Genomic DNA, 20177 nt, shown 5'->3' on the forward strand with positions numbered 1-20177 from the left:
TTATCCGGCCTACGGGAGTGCCGGAGCTGGTGGTCGTTGTAGGCCTGATAAGCGCAGCGCCATCAGGCATCTGCATCCATTGCCGGATGGCGGCTCGCGCTTTATGCGGCCTACGCAAATACCGGGATCAGTTGTCGTTGTTGGCCAGGAAAAGCAAAAACCCCGCCGAGGCGGGGTTTTTTAAGAGGTGAAACTGACCGATAAGCCGGGTTCTGTCGTGGACAGTCATTCATCTAGGCCAGCAATCGCTCACTGGCTCAAGCAGCCTACCCGGGTTCAGTACGGGCCGTACCTTGTGAACCCCTATTTGGCCTTGCTCCGGGTGGAGTTTACCGTGCCGCGAACTGTTGCCAGACGCGCGGTGCGCTCTTACCGCACCCTTTCACCCTTACCTGATCCCGCTTGCGCGGGCCATCGGCGGTTTGCTCTCTGTTGCACTGGTCGTAGGCTTGCGCCTCCCAGGCGTTACCTGGCACCCTGCCCTATGGAGCCCGGACTTTCCTCCCCTCCGCCCGTCTCCCCGAAGAGGACGACGACGAAGCGGCGACTGTCTGGTCAGCTTCGGCGCGCAGTATAGAGGGTTTGCGCCCGCGTGTCACCCTTCCGTCGACATTCCCACCGCCAGCGTCGCCGCGATATTTCGCGAGGCACGGTAAATGTTGTCAAACGCGCCGCGAAACGCCTCCTCCAGCGTGCCAATCGTGGTCAACACACTGAACACCGCGTCGATACCGTACTGATGCACCACGCCGACATCGCTGGTCAAACTGCCGGCGATACCAATCACCGGCTTATGGTATTTTTTCGCTACTTGCGCCACGCCCACCGGCACTTTGCCGTGAATGCTCTGGCTGTCGATGCGCCCTTCGCCCGTCACTACCAGCGTGCAGTCGTGGATATGCTCCTCCAGATTGAGCGCCTGGGTAACAATTTCAATGCCACTGCGCAGTTCCGCACCGAGAAACGCCATCAGCGCCGCCCCCATGCCGCCTGCCGCGCCCGATCCCGGAACACGCTTCACATCGATATGCAGATCTTTTTTGATCACCTCGGCAAAGTGATCCAGGCTGCGATCCAGTTCGACGATCATCGCTTCTGTCGCCCCCTTTTGCGGGCCGAATATACGCGATGCGCCGCTCTCGCCGGTGAGCGGGTTGGTCACATCGCAGGCCACGCGGATCGTACACTCCTGCAAGCGCGGATCGAGGCCAGAGAGATCAATATGATTGAGGCCGATCAGGCTACCGCCGCCGTGACCAATCTCTTTGCCGTTAGCATCCATAAGACGCGCGCCCAGCGCCTGCACCATACCGGCCCCGCCGTCATTGGTCGCGCTGCCGCCAATGCCGATGATAATGTTGCTCGCCCCCTTATTTAGCGCCTGCAAAATAAGCTCCCCGGTGCCGCGCGACGTGGTAATTAACGGATTACGTAATTGAGGCGCGACCAGTGCCAGCCCGCTTGCCGCCGCCATCTCAATAAAAGCGGTCGCGCCATCGCCCGAGCTTCCCCAGCAGGCCTCAACCGGCTCGCCCAGCGGGCCGGTCACGCGGGCGGTATGCATCGCGCCCTGCGTGGCGGCGATCATGGCTTCAACGGTACCTTCACCGCCATCCGCGACAGGAACAGAGACATAGTGCGCATCGGGAAAGATCTCCCGAAATCCTTTTTCTATTGCCTGCGCGACCTGCGTCGCAGAGAGGCTTTCTTTATAAGAGTCTGGGGCGATTACGATTTTCATAGTGGTGAGCCTGGTCAAGCCGCGCACATCACCCTGCACGCGAAAGGAAGCCTGCAGAAGTGGATATCAAGAGAAGCAAGGGCGCGTCTGCGCCCTTTCTGATTAACGAGTGACTTCGACTTTCGCCAGTTTCTCGTAGTAGCACGCCAGCGCGCTGTGATCGGAGGTGCCCATACCGTCTGCACGCAGCGCCTGCATCATCTCCATCACCGCGGCGGTCAGCGGCAGCTGCGCGCCCACGCCGTGGGAGGTATCCAGCGCATTTGCCAGATCTTTGATATGCAGATCGATCCGAAAACCCGGTTTAAAGTTGCGATCCATCACCATCGGCGCTTTCGCCTCCAGCACCGTGCTGCCCGCAAGGCCGCCGCGGATCGCCTGGAAGACCAGATCCGGGTTAACGCCCGCTTTGGTCGCCAGGGTTAAGGCTTCCGACATCGCGGCAATGTTAAGCGCCACAATCACCTGGTTTGCCAGTTTGGTGACGTTCCCCGCGCCAATATCACCGGTATGCACCACCGATCCCGCCATCGCTTTCATCAGGTCGTAGTGCTTATCAAACACCGCTTTATCGCCGCCAACCATCACGGAGAGCGTGCCGTCGATCGCTTTCGGTTCGCCGCCACTGACCGGCGCATCCAGCATCTCCACGCCTTTCGCTTTCAGCGCTTCGCTGATTTCACGGCTTGCCAACGGCGCAATGGAGCTCATGTCGATCAGCACCGTGCCCGCTCTCGCCCCTTCAATAATGCCGCCTTCACCCAGCGCCACCTCTTTGACATGCGGCGAGTTCGGCAGCATGGTGATGATGACATCACACTGCTCGGCGATGGCTTTGGCATTGCTCGCGGTTTCTGCTCCGGCGGCAACAAGCTCGCCCACCGCGTCACTGTTGCGGTCGACGACCACCAGTGAGTAACCAGCTTTGATGAGGTTTTTACTCATGGGTTTACCCATGATGCCGAGGCCAATGAAACCGACTTTAATCGTCATAATTGCGTCTCTCTCTTTCAGGTGGTGAGGTTATTTTTTAAAGGCGTCGGCGAGTCTCTGCGTCGCCGCACGGAATACGCCCAGATCGCTGCCGACGGCAACCACGGTCGCGCCCCACTCCAGGTAACGACGCGCGTCTGCCTCAACCGGCGCCAGAATGCCGCTCGGCTTGTTGTGCGCCTTCGCGCGGGCGAAAATATGTTGAATGGTGCGCTGCACTTCCGGGTGCGCAGCGTTGCCGAGGTAACCGAGCGTCGCCGCCAGGTCACTTGGCCCGACAAACACGCCGTCCACGCCGTCGGTCGAGAGGATCGCGTCAAGGTTATCGACGCCCGCCTGGCTCTCTATCTGCACCAGAATCGAGATATTGGCGTTGGACTGGCGAAAGTAGTCCGGCACGGTGCCGAACATATTGGCGCGGTGCGATACGGAGACGCCGCGAATGCCTTCCGGCGGATAGCGGGTCGCCGCTACGGCCAGCAACGCATCCTCTTCACTCTCGACGAAGGGAATCAGGAAGTTATAGAAACCGATATCGAGCAGGCGCTTAATGATCACCGCATCGTTAGTCGGCACGCGCACAACCGGCGCGCTGACGCTGCCTTTGAGCGCCATCAGCTGCGGTACAAAAGTGAGCACGTCATTGGGCGCGTGTTCGCCGTCGAGCAACAGCCAGTCGAAACCCGCCAGCCCGAGCACTTCAGTGCTGATATGGCTACCCAGCGCAGACCAGCAGCCAATCTGAACCTGCTGCGCGGCCAGCGCGGCCTTGAATTTGTTAGGGAAGATATCGTTAGTCATCTTTTGTACCTTAAATGTGTTGGTGCTTATTTCTTCAGTTCCATACGTTTGATGTCGCCGACGACAAACAGGTAACAGACCATCATCATCAGGGCTGAACAGCCGACGAACACCAGCGCACCGTTGAAGGAGTGCAACTCTTTTACCATGTAGCCGATAACCAGCGGCGTCGCGATAGAGGCCACATTACCAAAGACGTTAAACACGCCGCCGCACAGGCCGACAATCTCTTTTGGCGCAACGTCGGAAATCACCGGCCAGCCGAGCGCACCAAAACCTTTGCCGAAGAAGGCCAGCGCCATCAGCGCGACCACCAGCGCGGTATTGTCGGTGTAGTTACAGAGGATAATGCTGGAGGCCAGCAGCATCCCCATCACGATTGGCACTTTACGCGCCACGGTCAGGGATGAGCCACGTTTAATCAGGTAATCGGAGAAGAGCCCGCCCAGCACGCCGCCGACAAAGCCGCACAACGCCGGGATGGAGGCCACAAAGCCCACTTTGAGGATCGACATTCCCTTCTCCTGCACCAGGTAGATGGGAAACCAGGTGAGGAAGAACCAGGTAATAGTGTTGAGGAAGTACTGACCAAAGAAGATGCCCAGCATCATACGGTTGCTCAGCAACTGCTTGATGTAATCGAGCTTCGGCCCGGCTTTCTTGTCGTCGCCCGCTTTTTTGTGGTCCATATCAACCACCGCGCCGTTCGCCGCAATGTACTCCAGCTCTTCGCGGGTCATACGCGGATGGTCGGTTGGGTTATGCACAAATTTCACCCACGCGAAGGTCAACACAAAACCGATCCCGCCCATGACGGTAAAGACGTGCTCCCAGCCCCAGGCGTAGGTCAGCCAGCCGAGCAGCGGCGAGAAGAGTGCCAGCGAGAAGTATTGCGCCGAGTTGAAGAGTGCCGAGGCGGTGCCGCGCTCCTTCGCCGGAAACCATGCCGCAACGATGCGCGCATTTGCCGGGAAGGAGGGCGCTTCAGAAAAACCGAGCATAAAGCGCATGATAAACATCGACACCCCGGCCCAGGCGAGGGGGAATACATCGACAAAACCCTGCAAGAAAGTGAAGAGCGACCAGAAAAAGAGGCTGTAGGTGTAGACGCGTTTGGAGCCGAAGCGGTCGAGCAGCCAGCCGCCGGGGATCTGCATCAGCAGGTAGGCCCAGCCGAAGGCGGAGAAGATGTAACCCATCGAGACGGAATCGAGTTGTAGCTCTTTAGTGACATCGGTTCCGGCAATAGAGAGTGTGGCACGGTCAGCGTAGTTGACTGCGGTGACAATAAATATAATCAGCAAAATTAAATAACGGGTAGGAATCGCCCGTTTTGCTTCGACGGTTTGTTCAATAGCCATTTTAATTTCCTCGGACACCGCTAACTTTTAAATATATTTATTTGGGTGGTTTATCTGATGGTATTTAACGACGTAGAGTTAATTCAGATAACAGATACAGAGATTTAATTAGCCCTCAGTATAAGCAGCGCCGGGAGAGCACACATTGTAATCTTGCTCAATTTTTTAACTATTCCAAAAGAATATTTTGAGCATATGCCCATAAAGCTGGGCGCTGATGCACACTTCTTGCATTATGCCGCCGCGCAGGGTGCGGCCCGGCGTTAATAAGTGATATGTGTCACATTTTAATGATTGAACACCTGACATTCTTATTTCCAGAAAACAAGAATTTTCTTGCTGATATTAATTCCAGAGTAAAGAACGGGTTTCTCTATTGTGAGTGATGCAGCGTACAGTGAGCGGGAGATAAATTAATAATGTCCGACATTGAAATAAGAGAGCAAGTGCCTGGCGCATTTTATATTAAGGTTCACGACACCGATAATGTCGCGATTATCGTTAACGACAACGGCTTAAAAGCCGGCACCCGTTTCCCGGATGGTCTGGAGTTGATTGAGCATATTCCGCAGGGGCATAAAGTCGCGCTGGTCGATATTCCTCATCACGGCGAGATCGTGCGCTATGGCGAAGTGATCGGCTACGCCGTGCGCCCGATCCCGCGCGGCAGCTGGATCGATGAATCCCTCGTTGAGCTGCCGACGGCCCCTCCGCTCAACACCCTGCCGCTGGCGACCAAAGTACCCGAACCTTTGCCGCCACTGGAGGGGTATACCTTCGAAGGCTACCGCAATGCGGATGGCAGCGTCGGCACGAAAAACCTGCTCGGCTTAACCACCAGCGTGCACTGCGTGGCCGGGGTGGTGGATTATGTGGTGAAGCTGATCGAGCGCGATCTGCTGCCGAAATACCCGAATGTCGACGGCGTGGTTGGCCTTAATCACCTTTACGGCTGCGGCGTGGCGATTAACGCCCCGGCGGCGGTGATCCCAATTCGCACTATTCACAACATCTCCCTCAACCCGAACTTCGGCGGTGAAGTGATGGTGATTGGCCTCGGCTGTGAAAAATTGCAGCCGGAACGGCTGCTACAGGGGACGGATGATGTGCAGGCAATCCCGGCTGACGGCGCCAGCATTGTACGTTTGCAGGATGAGCACCATGTGGGCTTCCGCTCGATGGTGGATGATATTCTGCAGGTCGCCGAGCGGCATCTGATCAAACTCAACCAGCGCAAACGCGAAACCTGCCCGGCGTCTGAACTGGTGGTTGGCATGCAGTGCGGCGGCAGCGACGCCTTCTCCGGCGTGACCGCTAACCCGGCGGTGGGCTTTGCTTCCGATCTGCTAATCCGCTGCGGCGGCACGGTGATGTTCTCGGAAGTGACGGAGGTGCGCGACGCGATCCACCTGCTCACCCCCCGCGCTATCAACGAAGAGGTGGGCAAACGCCTGCTGGAAGAGATGGCCTGGTACGATAACTACCTCGACCTTGGCAAAACCGACCGCAGCGCCAACCCGTCGCCCGGAAACAAAAAGGGCGGGCTGGCTAACGTGGTGGAAAAAGCGCTGGGCTCGATTGCCAAATCAGGCAAGAGCGCCATCTCCGAGGTGCTCTCCCCCGGCCAGCGCCCGACTAAACGCGGCCTGATCTACGCCGCCACGCCGGCCAGTGATTTCGTGTGCGGCACCCAGCAGGTCGCCTCCGGCATTACCGTGCAGGTCTTTACCACCGGTCGCGGCACCCCCTATGGGCTGATGGCGGTACCGGTGATCAAAATGGCGACCCGTACCGAGCTGGCAAACCGCTGGTATGACTTAATGGATATTAATGCGGGCACCATTGCCACCGGCGAAGAGAGCATTGAAGAGGTGGGCTGGAAGCTGTTCCACTTTATTCTCGATGTCGCCAGCGGGCGTAAAAAAACCTTTTCCGATCAATGGGGATTGCATAACCAGCTGGCAGTGTTTAACCCGGCGCCGGTGACCTGATCCCCGCAAGAAGATGTATAAACCTCACCCTTAGCATGGCTCCGGCCATGCTTTTTTTTTTGCCCATCTCCCTTTCATTCTCTTTCCATCCCTTTCGAAAGTTTCGCTTTTACGATTCAAATCACAAAAAAGCGTTCCGAAAGACTATATCTTCTTTCGAGGAAAATAAACGAAAGGGTTCGGAGGCAGGATGTTTATCATTTCCACCAAAACCATGCTCAGTAAGGCGCAGCGCGAAGGCTACGCGGTGCCTGCTTTTAATATCCATAACCTCGAAACGCTTCAGGTTGTCGTTGAGACTGCCGCCGAGTTGCGCTCACCGCTGATTGTAGCGGGTACACCAGGGACCTTTAGCTACGCCGGGATCGGCAATATTGTTGCCATCGCCGCCGATCTGGCAAAAACCTACAACCAACCGCTGGCGATCCACCTCGATCACCATGAAGAGCTTGCCGATATTGAGCGCAAAGTACACGCCGGCGTGCGCTCGGTGATGATCGACGGTTCGCATCTCCCTTACGCGGAAAATGTTGCAGTGGTAAAAGCCGTTACCGACTTCTGCCATCGCTATGACGTCAGCGTTGAGGCAGAGCTGGGGCGTCTTGGCGGCCAGGAGGACGATCTGATCGTCGACGCCAAAGACACACGCTTTACCAATCCGCAGCAGGCGCAGGACTTTATCGAAAAGACGGGTATCGACTCGCTTGCGGTGGCGATCGGCACCGCGCACGGCCTCTACAGTGAAGAGCCAAAGCTCGACTTCGATCGGCTGGCGGAGATTCGCCAGGCCGTCGAGGTTCCGCTGGTGTTACACGGCGCTTCCGGCCTGCCTGCGGCCGATATTCGCCGCGCTATCGGCCTTGGCATCTGCAAGGTCAACGTCGCCACCGAACTCAAAATCGCCTTTTCCGACGCGCTTAAGGCGTACCTGCTCTTGCACCCGAATGCCAGCGATCCGCGCCACTACATGGTTCCGGCCAAAGCCGCCATGAAAGAGGTGGTACGTAAAGTCATCCACGATTGCGGCTGTGAAGGGAAGCTGTAAGCCCACCCATTTAACCGGAGAATCACGTGAAAGAGATTATTGCCCGCCATAAAGCGGGAGAACACCTTGGTATCTGTTCCGTCTGCTCGGCCCATCCGTTGGTGATTGAAGCCGCGCTGCGCTTCGATTTGCATACGAATAACAGCGTGCTGATCGAAGCGACATCCAACCAGGTTAACCAGTTTGGCGGCTATACCGGCATGCAGCCTGCCGATTTCCGCGACTTTGTCTATGCCATCGCCCGCGAGGTCGGCTTCCCGCTGGAGCGGCTGATCCTCGGTGGCGATCATCTCGGGCCTAACTGCTGGCAGAACGAACATGCCGACGCGGCGATGGAGAAAGCGATCGCGCTGATCGAAGCTTACGTTGCCGCTGGTTTTAGCAAGATCCACCTTGATGCCTCAATGTCCTGCGCGGACGATCCCGTTCCGCTGGATCCGCAGGTGGTGGCAGAGCGCGCCGCTCGCCTGTGTCTGGCTGCGGAGCAGACGGCAAGCGAGGCGCAGAAAAAGGCGCTGACCTATGTCATCGGCACGGAAGTACCGGTGCCGGGCGGCGAGGCCAGCAGCATCAGCGCGGTGCACGTTACCCATGTGGAAGATGCCGCGCGCACGCTGGAAACTCACCGTGTCGCCTTCAAGGCGCTGGGGCTGGAAGCAGCGATGAAGCGGGTTATCGCCATCGTGGTTCAGCCCGGCGTGGAGTTCGATCATACGCAGGTGATTCATTATCAGCCTCAGGCGGCCGAAGCGCTTTCCGGCTGGATCCGTCAGACGTCAATGGTCTATGAGGCCCACTCGACGGATTACCAGTCCCGCCACGCCTATCGCGCGCTGGTACGCGATCATTTCGCCATCCTGAAAGTTGGCCCGGCGCTGACCTTTGCCCTGCGCGAAGCGATTTTCGCCCTCGCGCAGATGGAAAACGAGCTGATTGCTCCAGAGAGTCGTAGCCGGGTGCTGGAGGTGATTGACGAAGTGATGCTCAACGAGCCGGACTACTGGAAGAAGTATTACCACCCCACCTGGAGCCAGGCGATGGTCGATATCCACTTCAGTCTCTCTGACCGCATCCGCTACTACTGGCCCCACCCGCGCATCCGCCAGGCGGTGGAAAAACTGCTCGCGAATCTCGACACCGTCAGGCTGCCGCTGGGGCTGATTAGCCAGTTTATGCCTCTACAACTGGAACGCGCGTCGCTAAACGAGATAGTCACAACGCCACGCAGCCTGATTATTGACAAAATACAGGACGTATTGCGTGCCTATCGCTACGGATGCGCCCCTGAAACTGCCTGTTAAGCGGAGTGTGTATGAGCCAACTGTTTGTCCGAACCGGAGTGGATTTTGCCTCGCGCCAGCAACTGCTGGCACACATTGGCGAGGAGATGCTGGCAAAAGGCGTCGTCCATGAAAGCTACCCCGCCGCGCTGCTGGCGCGCGAGGAAAACTACCCAACCGGCATCGCCCTGGAGCGTCATGGGATCGCCATTCCCCACTGCGAGGCGAGCCACGCCCTCTCCCCGGCGCTCTATCTGATTCGTCCGCGCAAACCTATTGTTTTTCAACAGGCTGATGATGATGGCGACGTTGCCGCATCGCTAATTATTGCCCTGATTGTTGAAAACCCGGCGGCGCAGCTGACGCTACTGAGAAAACTGTTTAGTGAGCTACAAAACCCGAACACGCTGGACGCGCTGCTGAACGCCGCGGATGACGATCTGGCGAGATGTTTTCGGGAGACGATCCTGGAGCCTGAAACGTGCGGACAGGCTTAATAACATACTGATAATAAAAAGGAGTACCCTATGAAACGTAAAGTGATTGTCGCCTGCGGCGGTGCGGTCGCCACCTCCACGATGGCGGCAGAAGAGATCAAAGAGCTGTGCGATACGCACCACATCGAACTCGATCTTGTGCAGTGTCGGGTAAATGAGATCGAAACCTATATGGACGGCGCGGATCTCATCTGCACCACCGCAAAAGTGGATCGCGCCTTCGGCGATATTCCTGTTGTGCACGGTATGCCCTTCGTTTCTGGAGTGGGCATTGAGGCGCTACAGCAAAAAATCCTGACCATTCTCGTGGGGTAACGCTATGTTTAGCGAAATAATGCGTTATATCCTCGACTTAGGTCCTACCGTGATGCTGCCGGTGGTGATCATTATTTTCTCGAAGCTGCTGGGAATGAAACTCGGCGACTGCTTTAAATCCGGTCTGCATATTGGCATCGGCTTTGTCGGCATTGGCCTGGTGATCGGTCTGATGCTCGACTCAATCGGCCCGGCGGCTAAAGCCATGGCGGAGCATTTCCAGATCAACCTTCAGGTCATTGATGTTGGCTGGCCGGGATCGTCACCGATGACATGGGCATCGCAAATTGCGCTGGTTGCCATCCCTGTCGCTATCGCCGTGAATATCATCATGCTGGTAACGCGCATGACGCGCGTGGTCAACGTGGATATCTGGAATATCTGGCACATGACCTTTACCGGCGCGATGCTGCATCTCGCCACCGGCTCTTACTGGATTGGCATCCTTGGCGTGGCGGCGCACGCAGCGTTCGTCTATAAACTGGGCGACTGGTTTGCCAAAGATACGCGGGACTTCTTTGGCCTCGAAGGCATCGCCATTCCCCATGGCACCTCTGCCTGGCTGGGGCCGGTTGCCGTGCTGGTGGACACCCTGATTGATAAAATCCCGGGCCTCAGGCGTATTCATTTCAGCGCCGATGATATTCAGAAGCGCTTCGGGCCATTCGGCGAACCGGTCACCGTCGGTTTTGTGATGGGGATTGTGATTGGGCTGCTGGCCGGTTATGACCTGAAAGGCGTACTGCAACTGGCGGTGAAAACCGCGGCCGTTATGCTGCTAATGCCGCGGGTGATCAAACCGATTATGGATGGCCTGACGCCAATCGCGAAACAGGCGCGTAAACGTCTGCAGGCGAAGTTCGGCACCCAGGAGTTCTTGATCGGCCTCGATCCGGCGCTGCTGCTGGGCCATACCTCGGTGGTCTCCGCCAGCCTGATCTTTATCCCCCTGAGCATTCTGATTGCGGTGCTGGTGCCGGGTAACCAGGTGCTGCCATTCGGTGACCTGGCGACCATTGGTTTCTTTGTGGCGATGGCTGTTGCGGTGCATCAGGGCAACCTGTTCCGCACGCTGATCTCCGGGGTCATTATTATGAGCATGACCCTGTGGATCGCCACGCAAACCATCGGCCTGCATACGCAGCTGGCCGCCAACGCGGGCGCGCTAAAAGCGGGCGGGATGGTGGCCTCGATGGACCAGGGCGGTTCCCCGGTCACCTGGCTGCTCATTCAACTCTTTACCTGGCAAAATCTGCTCGGTTTCGTGGTTATCGCCGCGATTTACCTGACCGGTGTCCTGCTTACCTGGCGTAGAGCGCGCCATTTTAAAGCGGCAGAGAAAGCGGCAGCCACGCCGGAAAGCCAGCCCGCATCGTGATCGTTGGGGAGCGTTCGCTCCCCTGTTACATCCTGGAGAGTGTTATGAAATCAGTGGTTATTCATGCTGAGGGCAACGTCTGCGTTGAAGATCGCCCCGAACCCCAGTTGCAGCATGAGGATGAAGTGAAGGTGAGAGTAGTCAGCTCCGGCCTGTGCGGCTCAGATATTCCGCGCATCTTCGCTAACGGCGCGCATTTCTACCCCATTACCCTTGGACATGAGTTCAGCGGTTATGTCGAAGCCTGTGGCCCGGCGGTCACCGATCTGCACGCGGGCGACGCCGTAGCCTGCGTGCCGTTGCTGCCCTGCTTTGACTGCCCTGCCTGCAGCCGGGAGTACTACTCGCTGTGCAAACGCTATCAGTTTATCGGCTCGCGCTGCGACGGCGGCAATGCCGAATACATTGTCGTTAAGCGACCCAACCTGGTTCGCTTACCTGCGGATCTGCCCATTGAAGATGGGGCGTTTATTGAACCGATAACTGTTGGCCTGCACGCGTTTCACCTCGCCGCTGGCTGTAAAGATAAAAACGTGGTGATCGTCGGGGCTGGCACTATCGGGCTGCTGGCAATGCAGTGTGCACGAGTCTTAGGGGCGAAAAGCGTCACCGCCATTGATATCAACCCTGACAAATTAGCGCTGGCTTCTGCGCTTGGTGCCACCCGCACCTTTAACAGCCGCGAGCAGAGCGCGGCTGACATACTCGCCGGGCTGGAGGCAGAGTGCTTCGATCAGCTTGTGCTGGAAACGGCTGGCACACCACAAACGGTTTCGCTGGCCATCGAAATTGCCGGGCCGCGTGCGCAGGTGGCGCTGGTAGGGACGCTGCATGACGAACTCACGCTTACTGCTACGGTATTTGGGCTGATTTTGCGTAAAGAGCTGACGCTTATCGGCAGCTGGATGAACTACTCCGGCCCCTGGCCTGGGGAGGAGTGGCATACCGCGGCGCGCCTGCTCACGGAAAAACGTCTCGCACTCGAGCCGCTGATTGCTCATCGTGGTGACCCCGAAAGCTACGCGCGCGCGGTACAGGCGCTAAATGGCAAACCGATGCAGGGAAAAATACTGCTGCGCCTTGATTAAACGACAGAGCCAGCAACCTGCGCTGGCTCACATTTCCTTTCGAAAGTTAACGTTCACGTTTCACAAACCTTCGATTACACTACGGGGAGTTAATTCGCAGGCAAATCAAAATGAACTCATTTGAACGAAGGAATAAGATCGTCGATCTGGTGAATGCGCAGGGAAGTGTGCTGGTCATTGACCTCTCGAATAGCTTTGGGATTTCAGAAGTCACTATCCGCGCCGATCTCCGGCTGCTGGAAGAGAAAGGTCTGGTGACGCGCTTTCACGGCGGCGCAGCGAAACCGGGCAGCTATATGCTCGACAGCGAAAATCAGGAAGTGGTGCTGGAAGATCGCTACAAACTGGCGAGCGATCCGAAGAAGCGTATCGCTCAGGCAGCGGCGGCGATGATCGATGAGGGGATGACGATTATCCTCGACAGCGGCAGCACCACCATGCTGATTGCCGAAGCGTTGGCGAAAAAAAGCAATATCACCGTTATTACCAATAACCTCCCCGCCGCGTTTGCCCTGTCGGAAAACAAGGACATCACACTGGTAGTGTGTGGCGGCACCTTGCGGCATAAAACCCATTCGATGCACGGCACGATTGCAGAGCGATCGCTACAGGGTATCAGCGCCGATATCATGTTTGTCGGTGCAGATGGCATCGATCCGACCCATGGCATCACCACCTTTAATGAAGGCTACTCCATCAGTAGTGTCATGGCAGAGGCGGCGCATATGGTTGTAGCAGTGGTGGACGCCAGCAAATTTAACCGCCGCGGCTTTAATCAGGTGCTGCCGATGGAGAAGATCGACTGCGTGATCACCGACGAGGGGATTGGTGAGAAAGAGAAAGCGGCTTTACGAAAACTGGGTAAGGAACTTCGGGTGGTTTAATACCCTGCTGGCGTTGCAAGCGGGCTGCTGTCACGTTACCTGCCAGTAGCCCCCTTTCTTCGCACCGACACGTAGCAGCTTTCCCTTTTGCTGTAACGATTGCAGGTAGCGCTCCACCGTGCGTGCGCTTACCGCCAGTTCGCTGGCGAGCGCCTTTGCAGAGAGATCAGGCCGTCTGTTAAGCAGGCTTAATACCGCGCGCTCCGCCTCGCTGAAGGATAAAATTTGTTCCGACATCTCTTCCGACACGTTATCCGACAAGGTGAATGACGGATTAAGCCCCTCGATCAACGCTGCGTTGACCACCGAGAGCATAAAGGCGACGAACGCCGTACAGTCACTGGCTTTATCGCACTCTCCGAGCACCTGGTAATAGCGGTCTTGCTGGTAATGAATGATGGTTTCTACCGGCAGCCAGGCCAGTTCGGAGCGCCACTCGCTAAGGATAAGCGTCTGCCATAAGCGGCCCATGCGTCCATTACCATCGGCAAAGGGGTGAATAAATTCAAATTCGTAATGGAAAACTGAACTGGCGACTAACGGATGCAAATCCGTGGTGGCGAGCCATTCCAGAAGCTCATCCATAAGGTGCGCAACCCGTGAGGCGGGCGGTGCCATATGGATTAACTGCGTTTCACGATAGATACCGACATTGCCGCGCCGAAAATGGCCGGGATTATCCACAAGACCAAACGTAAGCAGGCGATGCGCTTCCAGCAAGTCGGCAACACGTCCGCTTTTCCAGCGAGTCATGGACTCATAGGCGTTTATCGCATTGCGCACTTCCTGAATATCTTTTGCCGGTGCCAGCACGCGCTTCCCTTCCAGCACGGCGGTAACCTGCTCTGTCGTCAGGCTGTTATGCTCAATCGCCAGCGACGCCTGAATAGTACGAATACGGTTATTTTTGCGCAGCAGCGGTGAAGAGCGCCCGGATTGCGCCGCCCAGAGCCCCAGCAACTCCGCGATCTCAACGACCTGATTGAGGATCGCGGCGGTGATGGTAAAGGGAGGCACATAGCGGCTCATCGGTGTTACCCCTGGTTATCCAGTGCGTACTTATAGAGGGCGTTTTTCTTCACGCCGTGGATCTCTGCGGCCAGCGCGGCGGCTTTTTTCAGCGGCAGTTCGGCTTGCAGCAGCGCCAGCGTGCGCAGCGCATCGGCGGGTAGCGCGTCCTCCTGCGCTTTATGGCCTTCGACAATCAGCACCATCTCGCCTTTGCGGCGGTTCTCATCCTCTTTCACCCATGCCAGCAGCTCGCCAACCGGCGCGCCCTGAATGCTCTCCCAGGTTTTGGTCAGCTCGCGCGCCAGCACCACGTAACGGGAGGGGCCCCAAACCGCAACCATATCCTCCAGGCTCTCCAGCAGGCGATGGGTCGATTCGTAGAAGATCAGCGTGCGCGGCTCGGCCTCAATCGCTTTAAGCGCGTCGCGGCGGCCTTTAGATTTCGCCGGGAGAAAGCCTTCGTAACAGAAGCGATCGGAGGGCAACCCTGCCGCACTGAGGGCGGCAATCGCCGCGCAGGGGCCGGGCAGCGGCACAACGCGAATGCCAGCTTCGCGGCAGGTACGCACCAGGTGATAGCCGGGATCGTTAATCAGCGGCGTGCCCGCATCCGAGACGAGGGCAATGTTCTGCCCCTCTTTCAGCTTCGCCACCAGCATTTGCGCTTTTTGCTGCTCGTTATGGTCGTGAAGGGCAAACATCCGCGCGTTGATGGCGAAATGTTGCAGCAGTAAACCGGTGTGGCGGGTATCCTCAGCAGCAATCAAATCAACGTCTTGCAACACGGTTAATGCGCGTTGGGTAATATCAGCCAAATTCCCGATGGGAGTAGGTACAATGTAAAGCTGACCTTGAGAATTCTCCGCCGATTCGTGTTGTTTCATTGTTTCATCCGTATTGCCGATTTAATATTGAGCACTGCGTAAAAAATATCACTGGATACAGTATGCTACCGTCAAAATTTCTTCGTTCGAAAGCCACGCGCTGCCTGCCTGTGGTGCTGGCCGCCCTGCTGTTCGCGGGCTGCGGCACACAGTCAACAGACCAGAGCACCTCGCATATGGAGGGCTCAGCGCAGGCTGATTCTGCCTACTATCTGCATCAGATGCAGCAAAGCACAGATGATAGCAAGACCAACTGGCAATTACTCGCCATTCGTGCACTGCTCAAAGAGGGCAAAACCCAGCACGCCAACGAGCTGTTTGGTCAGCTGCCGCAGGATCTGAACGATACGCAGCGTAAAGAGTACGCGCTGCTCGCCGCCGAAATGAAGCTGGCGCAGCGTGATGTAGCTGGTGCGCAGGCGCTGCTTGATAAGATCGATCCCGCTGAGCTTGAGAAGAACCAGCAGGCGCGTTACTGGCAGATCGCCATTGCCGCCGCGCAGGGTAAACCCTCCCTGACGCTGCTGCGCGCTCTTATCGCCCGCCAGCCGCTGCTGACGACGCCGGAAGAGCAGCAGAAAAATATTGATGCTACCTGGCAGGCGCTCTCTTCGATGACCCAGGATCAGGCGAGAACGCTGGTGATCAACGCCGATGAAGTGACCCTACAGGGCTGGCTCGATCTGCAGCGTATGTGGTTCGACAACCGCAACGATGCCAAAATGCTGAAAGCCGGTATCAGCGACTGGCAGACCCGCTACCCGCAGAACCCGGCGGCGAAAATGCTGCCGACTCAGCTCTCCAATCTGCAAAATTTCAAACCGGCATCGACCAGTAAAATCGCCCTGCTGCTGCCGTTAAACGGCCAGGCGGCGGTGTTTGGTCGCGCTATTCAGCAGGGTTTTGAAGCGGCGAAAAACGGCGCTTCGCCGGTCTCCGGCCCGGCGGTTCCACAGCAGGTGGCGCAAGCGGCCACCTCTGACGTGGTAAGCCCTTCGCAGGCGAATGTTGCCGACCTGACCAGTGGCGAGGCACAGCCGAACGTTGCTGCACCGACTGCCCAGCCGGTACAGGCACCGGATAGCGCGGCGCAAAGCGCCCCTGCCGAAGAAACACAGCCTGCGGAAAATGCACAGCAGCCAGCCGCCAATAACGAGCAGCCTGCTGAAAGCGCGCAGCAAACGCCTGCGGCGACGGCACCACAAACCACCACCTCTCAGCCTGTCGCCGTTACTGCACAATCTAACGCGGGCGCGGAGCTGAAAATCTATGACACCAGCGCGCAGCCGATGGATCAGATCCTCAACCAGGTGCAGCAGGATGGCGCAAGCATCGTCGTCGGCCCGCTGTTGAAAAACCATGTTGAAGAGTTGATGCGCAGCCATACCACGCTCAATGTGCTGGCGCTTAACCAGCCGGAGCAGGTCGAGAACCGCCCGAACATCTGCTACTTCGCCCTGTCGCCGGAAGATGAAGCCCGCGACGCGGCGCGCCATATTCACGATCAGGGGCGTCAGGCACCGCTGCTGCTGATCCCACGCAGCGCGCTGGGCGATCGCGTCAGCACCGCCTTTGCTGACGAGTGGCAGAAAATCGGCGGCGGCGTTGTGCTGGCGCAGAAGTTTGGTTCCACCGCCGAGCTGCGTATGGGGCTGAATGGCCGCTCCGGCATCTCAATGACCGGCAGCCCGGTCTCCGCCAGCCTGCCGCAGCAGCAGGGCGTCACCATTGGCGGCCTCAATATTCCGGCACCGCCGAGCGATGCGCAGATTAGCGGCGGCGGCAAAGTTGATGCGGTCTATATTCTGGCAACGCAGGATGAAATTGCGCTGATCAAACCGATGATCACCCTGCGCACCGGCAGCCAGAGCGGTGTGATGCTCTACGCCAGCTCGCGCAGCGCACAGGGCGGCGCAGGGCCGGACTTCCGCCTTGAGATGGAAGGGCTGCAATACAATGAGATCCCGATGCTCGCAGGCGCGAATCCTTCCCTGATGCAGCAAGCGCTGCGCAGTGTGAATAACGACTACTCGCTGGCGCGTCTCTACGCGATGGGCGCGGATGCCTGGTCGCTGGCGAATAACTTCTCGCAAATGCGTCAGGTGCCGGGCTTTGAGCTGAACGGCAATACCGGCGACCTCACCGCCACCCAGGATTGCGTGATCAACAGGAAGTTGTCATGGCTCAAATACCAGCAGGGGCAGATCGTCCCGGCAAACTAACCCGCAAACAGAGCGGCGATGCCTGGGAGATGGAGGCGCGCCGTTTTCTGCAGAGCAAGGGATTGCGTTTTATCGCCGCCAACGTGCGCGAGCGCGGCGGCGAAATCGACCTGATTATGCGCCACGGTAGCACCACCGTCTTCGTCGAGGTGCGCTACCGCGCCTCGGCGCGTTTTGGCGGCGCGGCAAGCAGCATAACCCTCGCCAAGCAGCGCAAACTGCTGCATACCGCCCATTTGTGGCTTGCCCGGCACAATGGGAGTTTTGATACTGTGGATTGCCGGTTTGATGTGGTAGCCTTCACCGGAAATGACGTTGAGTGGCTACAGAACGCCTTTGGCGGCCACGCATAATTGCTCAATCATAGGGATTACCGTGCTCGAACGAATTAAAGTCTGCTTTACGGAAAGCATTCAAACTCAAATTGCAGCTGCGGAAGCGCTGCCCGATGCGATTTCCCGCGCAGCCATGACAATGGTGCACTCCCTGCTCAACGGCAACAAAATCCTCTGTTGTGGCAACGGCACCTCCGCCGCCAACGCACAGCATTTTGCTGCCAGCATGATCAACCGTTTTGAAACAGAGCGCCCCAGTTTACCTGCCATTGCACTTAATACCGATAATGTGGTCTTAACCGCGATAGCGAATGACCGTCTGCATGACGAGATCTATGCCAAGCAGGTGCGCGCCCTGGGCCATAACGGCGACATTTTGCTGGCGATCTCCACCCGGGGTAACAGCCGCGATATCGTAAAAGCCGTGGAAGCGGCCGTGACGCGCGATATGTCGATCATCGCGCTGACCGGTTATGACGGCGGCGAGCTGGCTGGCCTGCTGGGCCCGCAGGATGTGGAAATTCGTATTCCTTCTCACCGCAGCGCGCGCATCCAGGAGATGCACATGCTGACGGTGAATTGCTTGTGCGATTTGATTGATAACACGCTTTTTCCTCACCAGGATGATTAAGGAGTACACATGAAGGCATTTACGCCCCTCGCAGTCCTTATTTCCGCACTGCTGCTACAGGGTTGCGTTGGCGCAGTGGTGGTCGGGTCTGCCGCCGTTGGCACCAAAGCCGCGACGGATCCCCGCACCGTGGGCACCCAGGTGGATGACGGCACCCTGGAGCTGCGCGTCAACAGCGCACTGTCTAAAGATCAGCAGTTGAAGAAAGAGGCGCGTGTTAACGTCACCGCCTATCAGGGGAAAGTGCTGTTGACCGGCCAGGCGCCGAATACCGAACTCTCTTCACGGGCGAAACAGATTGCCATCGGCGTGGAAGGCGCAACGGAAGTCTTTAACGAGATCCGTCCGGGCCAGCCGATTGGTCTGGGAACGGCCTCGTCCGATACCTGGATCACCACCAAAGTGCGCTCGCAGCTGCTCGGCAGCGACCAAGTGAAATCCTCTAACGTGAAAGTCACCACCGAGAACGGCGAAGTGTTCCTGATGGGTCTGGTGACCGCGCGTGAAGGCCAGGCCGCGGCGGATATCGCCAGCCGCGTCAGCGGCGTCAAGCACGTCACCACCGCCTTTACCCTGCTCAAATAATGAAAAAGCCCGGTATCAACCGGGCTTTTTTCTTTCACGTCACGCGTTACACCAGCGCGACAAATCCGGTCAACATTCCGCACACCGCCACCAGCGCGGCGGTCAGCCACAGGGCTTTTGCCGGGAAGGATTTGCGCAGCATCACCAGCGACGGCAGGCTTACCGCCGGCAGCGTAATCAGCAGCGCCAACGCAGGCGCCATGCCCATCCCCGCCAGCATCATGGTCTGCACAATCGGGATCTCGGCCGCCGTTGGAATGACAAACAGACAGCCGGCAATCGCCATCGCCACCACCCAGAGTACCGTGTTATCCACCGCGCCATCGGCATGGGGGAAGAGCCAGACGCGCGCTGCGCCAAGTACCAGCACCGCAAGAATATAGACCGGGATGGTGCTCCAGAAGAGCTGCCACAGCGCCCGGCCCCAGCGAGCCATAAAGCTGCCCTGCGGCTCCGGCAGCGTGATATCCACGGCCTCCGCCTGCTGCGGGCTCTCTTTAACCACGCTCTGCACAATCATCGCCACACCAAGCACCGTCACCAACCCTGCCACCAGGCGAATGGCGGCGAAGTGCCAGCCGAGGACAAAGCCCATAAACACCAGCGTGGCCGGGTTAAGCAGCGGGTTGCCCATCCAGAAGGCGAGCGCACCGCCCATCGAAACACGCTGGCGACGCATACCGGCCGCGACGGGTGCCGCGCAGCAGGAGCACATCATGCCCGGTAAAGAGAAGAGCGTGCCGAGCAGCGTGCCGCGAAAGCGCTGCTGCCCAAGCGTGCGCAGCAGCCAGTCGCGCGGGATCAGCACCTGAATCAGTGAGCCGAGCAGCACGCCAAGCACGGCGGCTTTCCAGACGGCGAGGAAATAGACCATGGCGTAATCCAGCGCCGCCTTAAACGGGCTGGCATCAGCCTGGGCAAGAATCGATTTACCAATGCTATGCGTCTCGGCGGCGGTGAAGGCTTTGCCGTAATAAGGCTGCCATTTCACGAACCAGAGACCAACAATAACAACAAGAAAGAACAGCGCGGGTTTCCACCATTGGATCGGTGTCGCCGCATGAGGTGAAGACTGACCAGCCATAACATGCCCCGGGGATAGTGTAGTTTTTAGCCCCGGCATAGTACGCCTGAA

General features: G+C 57.8%; 19 protein-coding genes and 1 other RNA gene. 12 read left to right on the forward strand and 8 right to left on the reverse strand.

Annotation, left to right across the window (positions count from 1 at the left end):
- Positions 1-185: 185 nt before the first annotated feature.
- The 5 genes from rnpB to BWI95_RS07085 all read right to left on the reverse strand — a co-directional run bounded on the left by rnpB (position 186) and on the right by BWI95_RS07085 (position 4896).
- Positions 186-563: RNase P RNA component class A (gene rnpB, locus BWI95_RS07065), an RNA gene on the reverse strand.
- A gap of 32 nt (positions 564-595) precedes the next feature.
- Complete coding sequence (gene garK, locus BWI95_RS07070; RefSeq protein WP_076769235.1) at positions 596-1741, reverse strand: glycerate 2-kinase; 1146 nt, start codon at positions 1739-1741, stop codon at positions 596-598.
- A 102-nt stretch (positions 1742-1843) separates the two neighbouring features.
- Positions 1844-2734 (reverse strand): 2-hydroxy-3-oxopropionate reductase, encoded by an 891-nt coding sequence (gene garR / locus BWI95_RS07075; protein ID WP_054802990.1) that lies wholly within the window; start codon positions 2732-2734, stop codon positions 1844-1846.
- Positions 2735-2764: 30 nt separating this feature from the next.
- Positions 2765-3535, reverse strand: a complete 771-nt coding sequence (gene garL, locus BWI95_RS07080; protein WP_023480795.1) for a 2-dehydro-3-deoxyglucarate aldolase — start codon at positions 3533-3535, stop codon at positions 2765-2767.
- A gap of 26 nt (positions 3536-3561) precedes the next feature.
- A complete protein-coding gene (locus tag BWI95_RS07085; RefSeq protein ID WP_076769236.1) occupies positions 3562-4896 on the reverse strand; it encodes an MFS transporter in 1335 nt (444 codons plus the stop codon).
- A gap of 419 nt (positions 4897-5315) precedes the next feature.
- Here BWI95_RS07085 and garD point away from each other — a divergent pair, with 419 nt between their 5' ends.
- The 8 genes from garD (at position 5316) to BWI95_RS07125 (ending at position 13374) form a co-directional block, all read left to right on the forward strand.
- Positions 5316-6887, forward strand: coding sequence for a galactarate dehydratase (garD, locus tag BWI95_RS07090; protein WP_042715448.1), 1572 nt, complete (start codon positions 5316-5318; stop codon positions 6885-6887).
- 190 nt (positions 6888-7077) lie between these two features.
- The gene (locus BWI95_RS07095; protein WP_076769237.1) at positions 7078-7932 is read left to right on the forward strand and encodes a tagatose bisphosphate family class II aldolase; all 855 of its coding nucleotides are present in this window, start codon (positions 7078-7080) and stop codon (positions 7930-7932) included.
- 26 nt (positions 7933-7958) lie between these two features.
- Complete coding sequence (gene gatZ / locus BWI95_RS07100; protein ID WP_054802988.1) at positions 7959-9233, forward strand: tagatose-bisphosphate aldolase subunit GatZ; 1275 nt, start codon at positions 7959-7961, stop codon at positions 9231-9233.
- Positions 9234-9244: 11 nt separating this feature from the next.
- Positions 9245-9709 (forward strand): PTS galactitol transporter subunit IIA, encoded by a 465-nt coding sequence (gatA, locus tag BWI95_RS07105; protein WP_076769238.1) that lies wholly within the window; start codon positions 9245-9247, stop codon positions 9707-9709.
- A gap of 30 nt (positions 9710-9739) precedes the next feature.
- A complete protein-coding gene (gene gatB / locus BWI95_RS07110; protein WP_023481001.1) occupies positions 9740-10024 on the forward strand; it encodes a PTS galactitol transporter subunit IIB in 285 nt (94 codons plus the stop codon).
- 4 nt (positions 10025-10028) lie between these two features.
- A complete protein-coding gene (locus tag BWI95_RS07115; protein ID WP_054802987.1) occupies positions 10029-11402 on the forward strand; it encodes a galactitol-specific PTS transporter subunit IIC in 1374 nt (457 codons plus the stop codon).
- A gap of 44 nt (positions 11403-11446) precedes the next feature.
- Positions 11447-12490 carry a galactitol-1-phosphate 5-dehydrogenase gene (gene gatD, locus BWI95_RS07120; RefSeq protein WP_054802986.1) on the forward strand — a complete coding sequence of 348 codons (1044 nt, stop codon included), beginning with the start codon at positions 11447-11449 and terminating at the stop codon, positions 12488-12490.
- Positions 12491-12600: 110 nt separating this feature from the next.
- Positions 12601-13374, forward strand: coding sequence for a DeoR/GlpR family DNA-binding transcription regulator (locus BWI95_RS07125; RefSeq protein WP_076769239.1), 774 nt, complete (start codon positions 12601-12603; stop codon positions 13372-13374).
- A 30-nt stretch (positions 13375-13404) separates the two neighbouring features.
- On the opposite strand, the gene BWI95_RS07130 is transcribed toward BWI95_RS07125, so the two are convergent.
- Both BWI95_RS07130 and rsmI read right to left on the reverse strand, forming a co-directional pair.
- Positions 13405-14403 carry a Fic family protein gene (locus BWI95_RS07130; protein WP_076769240.1) on the reverse strand — a complete coding sequence of 333 codons (999 nt, stop codon included), beginning with the start codon at positions 14401-14403 and terminating at the stop codon, positions 13405-13407.
- 5 nt (positions 14404-14408) lie between these two features.
- Positions 14409-15269 (reverse strand): 16S rRNA (cytidine(1402)-2'-O)-methyltransferase, encoded by an 861-nt coding sequence (gene rsmI / locus BWI95_RS07135; RefSeq protein WP_023480862.1) that lies wholly within the window; start codon positions 15267-15269, stop codon positions 14409-14411.
- A 62-nt stretch (positions 15270-15331) separates the two neighbouring features.
- Between rsmI and BWI95_RS07140 the strand changes: the two genes are divergently transcribed.
- Genes BWI95_RS07140 through dolP form a run of 4 tightly spaced genes read left to right on the forward strand, consistent with a single transcriptional unit; the run spans position 15332 to position 19042 of the window.
- Entirely contained in the window at positions 15332-17491 is a 2160-nt protein-coding gene (locus BWI95_RS07140; protein WP_076769241.1) for a penicillin-binding protein activator, read from the forward strand.
- Positions 17449-17844, forward strand: a complete 396-nt coding sequence (locus tag BWI95_RS07145) for a YraN family protein (protein WP_054802984.1) — start codon at positions 17449-17451, stop codon at positions 17842-17844. The genes BWI95_RS07140 and BWI95_RS07145 overlap by 43 nt, the downstream gene beginning before the upstream one ends.
- A 22-nt stretch (positions 17845-17866) precedes the next feature.
- Entirely contained in the window at positions 17867-18457 is a 591-nt protein-coding gene (gene diaA / locus BWI95_RS07150) for a DnaA initiator-associating protein DiaA (protein WP_023481027.1), read from the forward strand.
- A gap of 9 nt (positions 18458-18466) precedes the next feature.
- Positions 18467-19042 (forward strand): division/outer membrane stress-associated lipid-binding lipoprotein, encoded by a 576-nt coding sequence (dolP, locus tag BWI95_RS07155; RefSeq protein WP_023480922.1) that lies wholly within the window; start codon positions 18467-18469, stop codon positions 19040-19042.
- 46 nt (positions 19043-19088) lie between these two features.
- Here dolP and BWI95_RS07160 read toward each other — a convergent pair whose 3' ends face one another.
- Entirely contained in the window at positions 19089-20126 is a 1038-nt protein-coding gene (locus BWI95_RS07160; protein ID WP_076769242.1) for a permease, read from the reverse strand.
- Positions 20127-20177: the final 51 nt, after the last annotated feature.

The organism is Kosakonia cowanii JCM 10956 = DSM 18146, assembly GCF_001975225.1.
Classification (GTDB): domain Bacteria; phylum Pseudomonadota; class Gammaproteobacteria; order Enterobacterales; family Enterobacteriaceae; genus Kosakonia; species Kosakonia cowanii.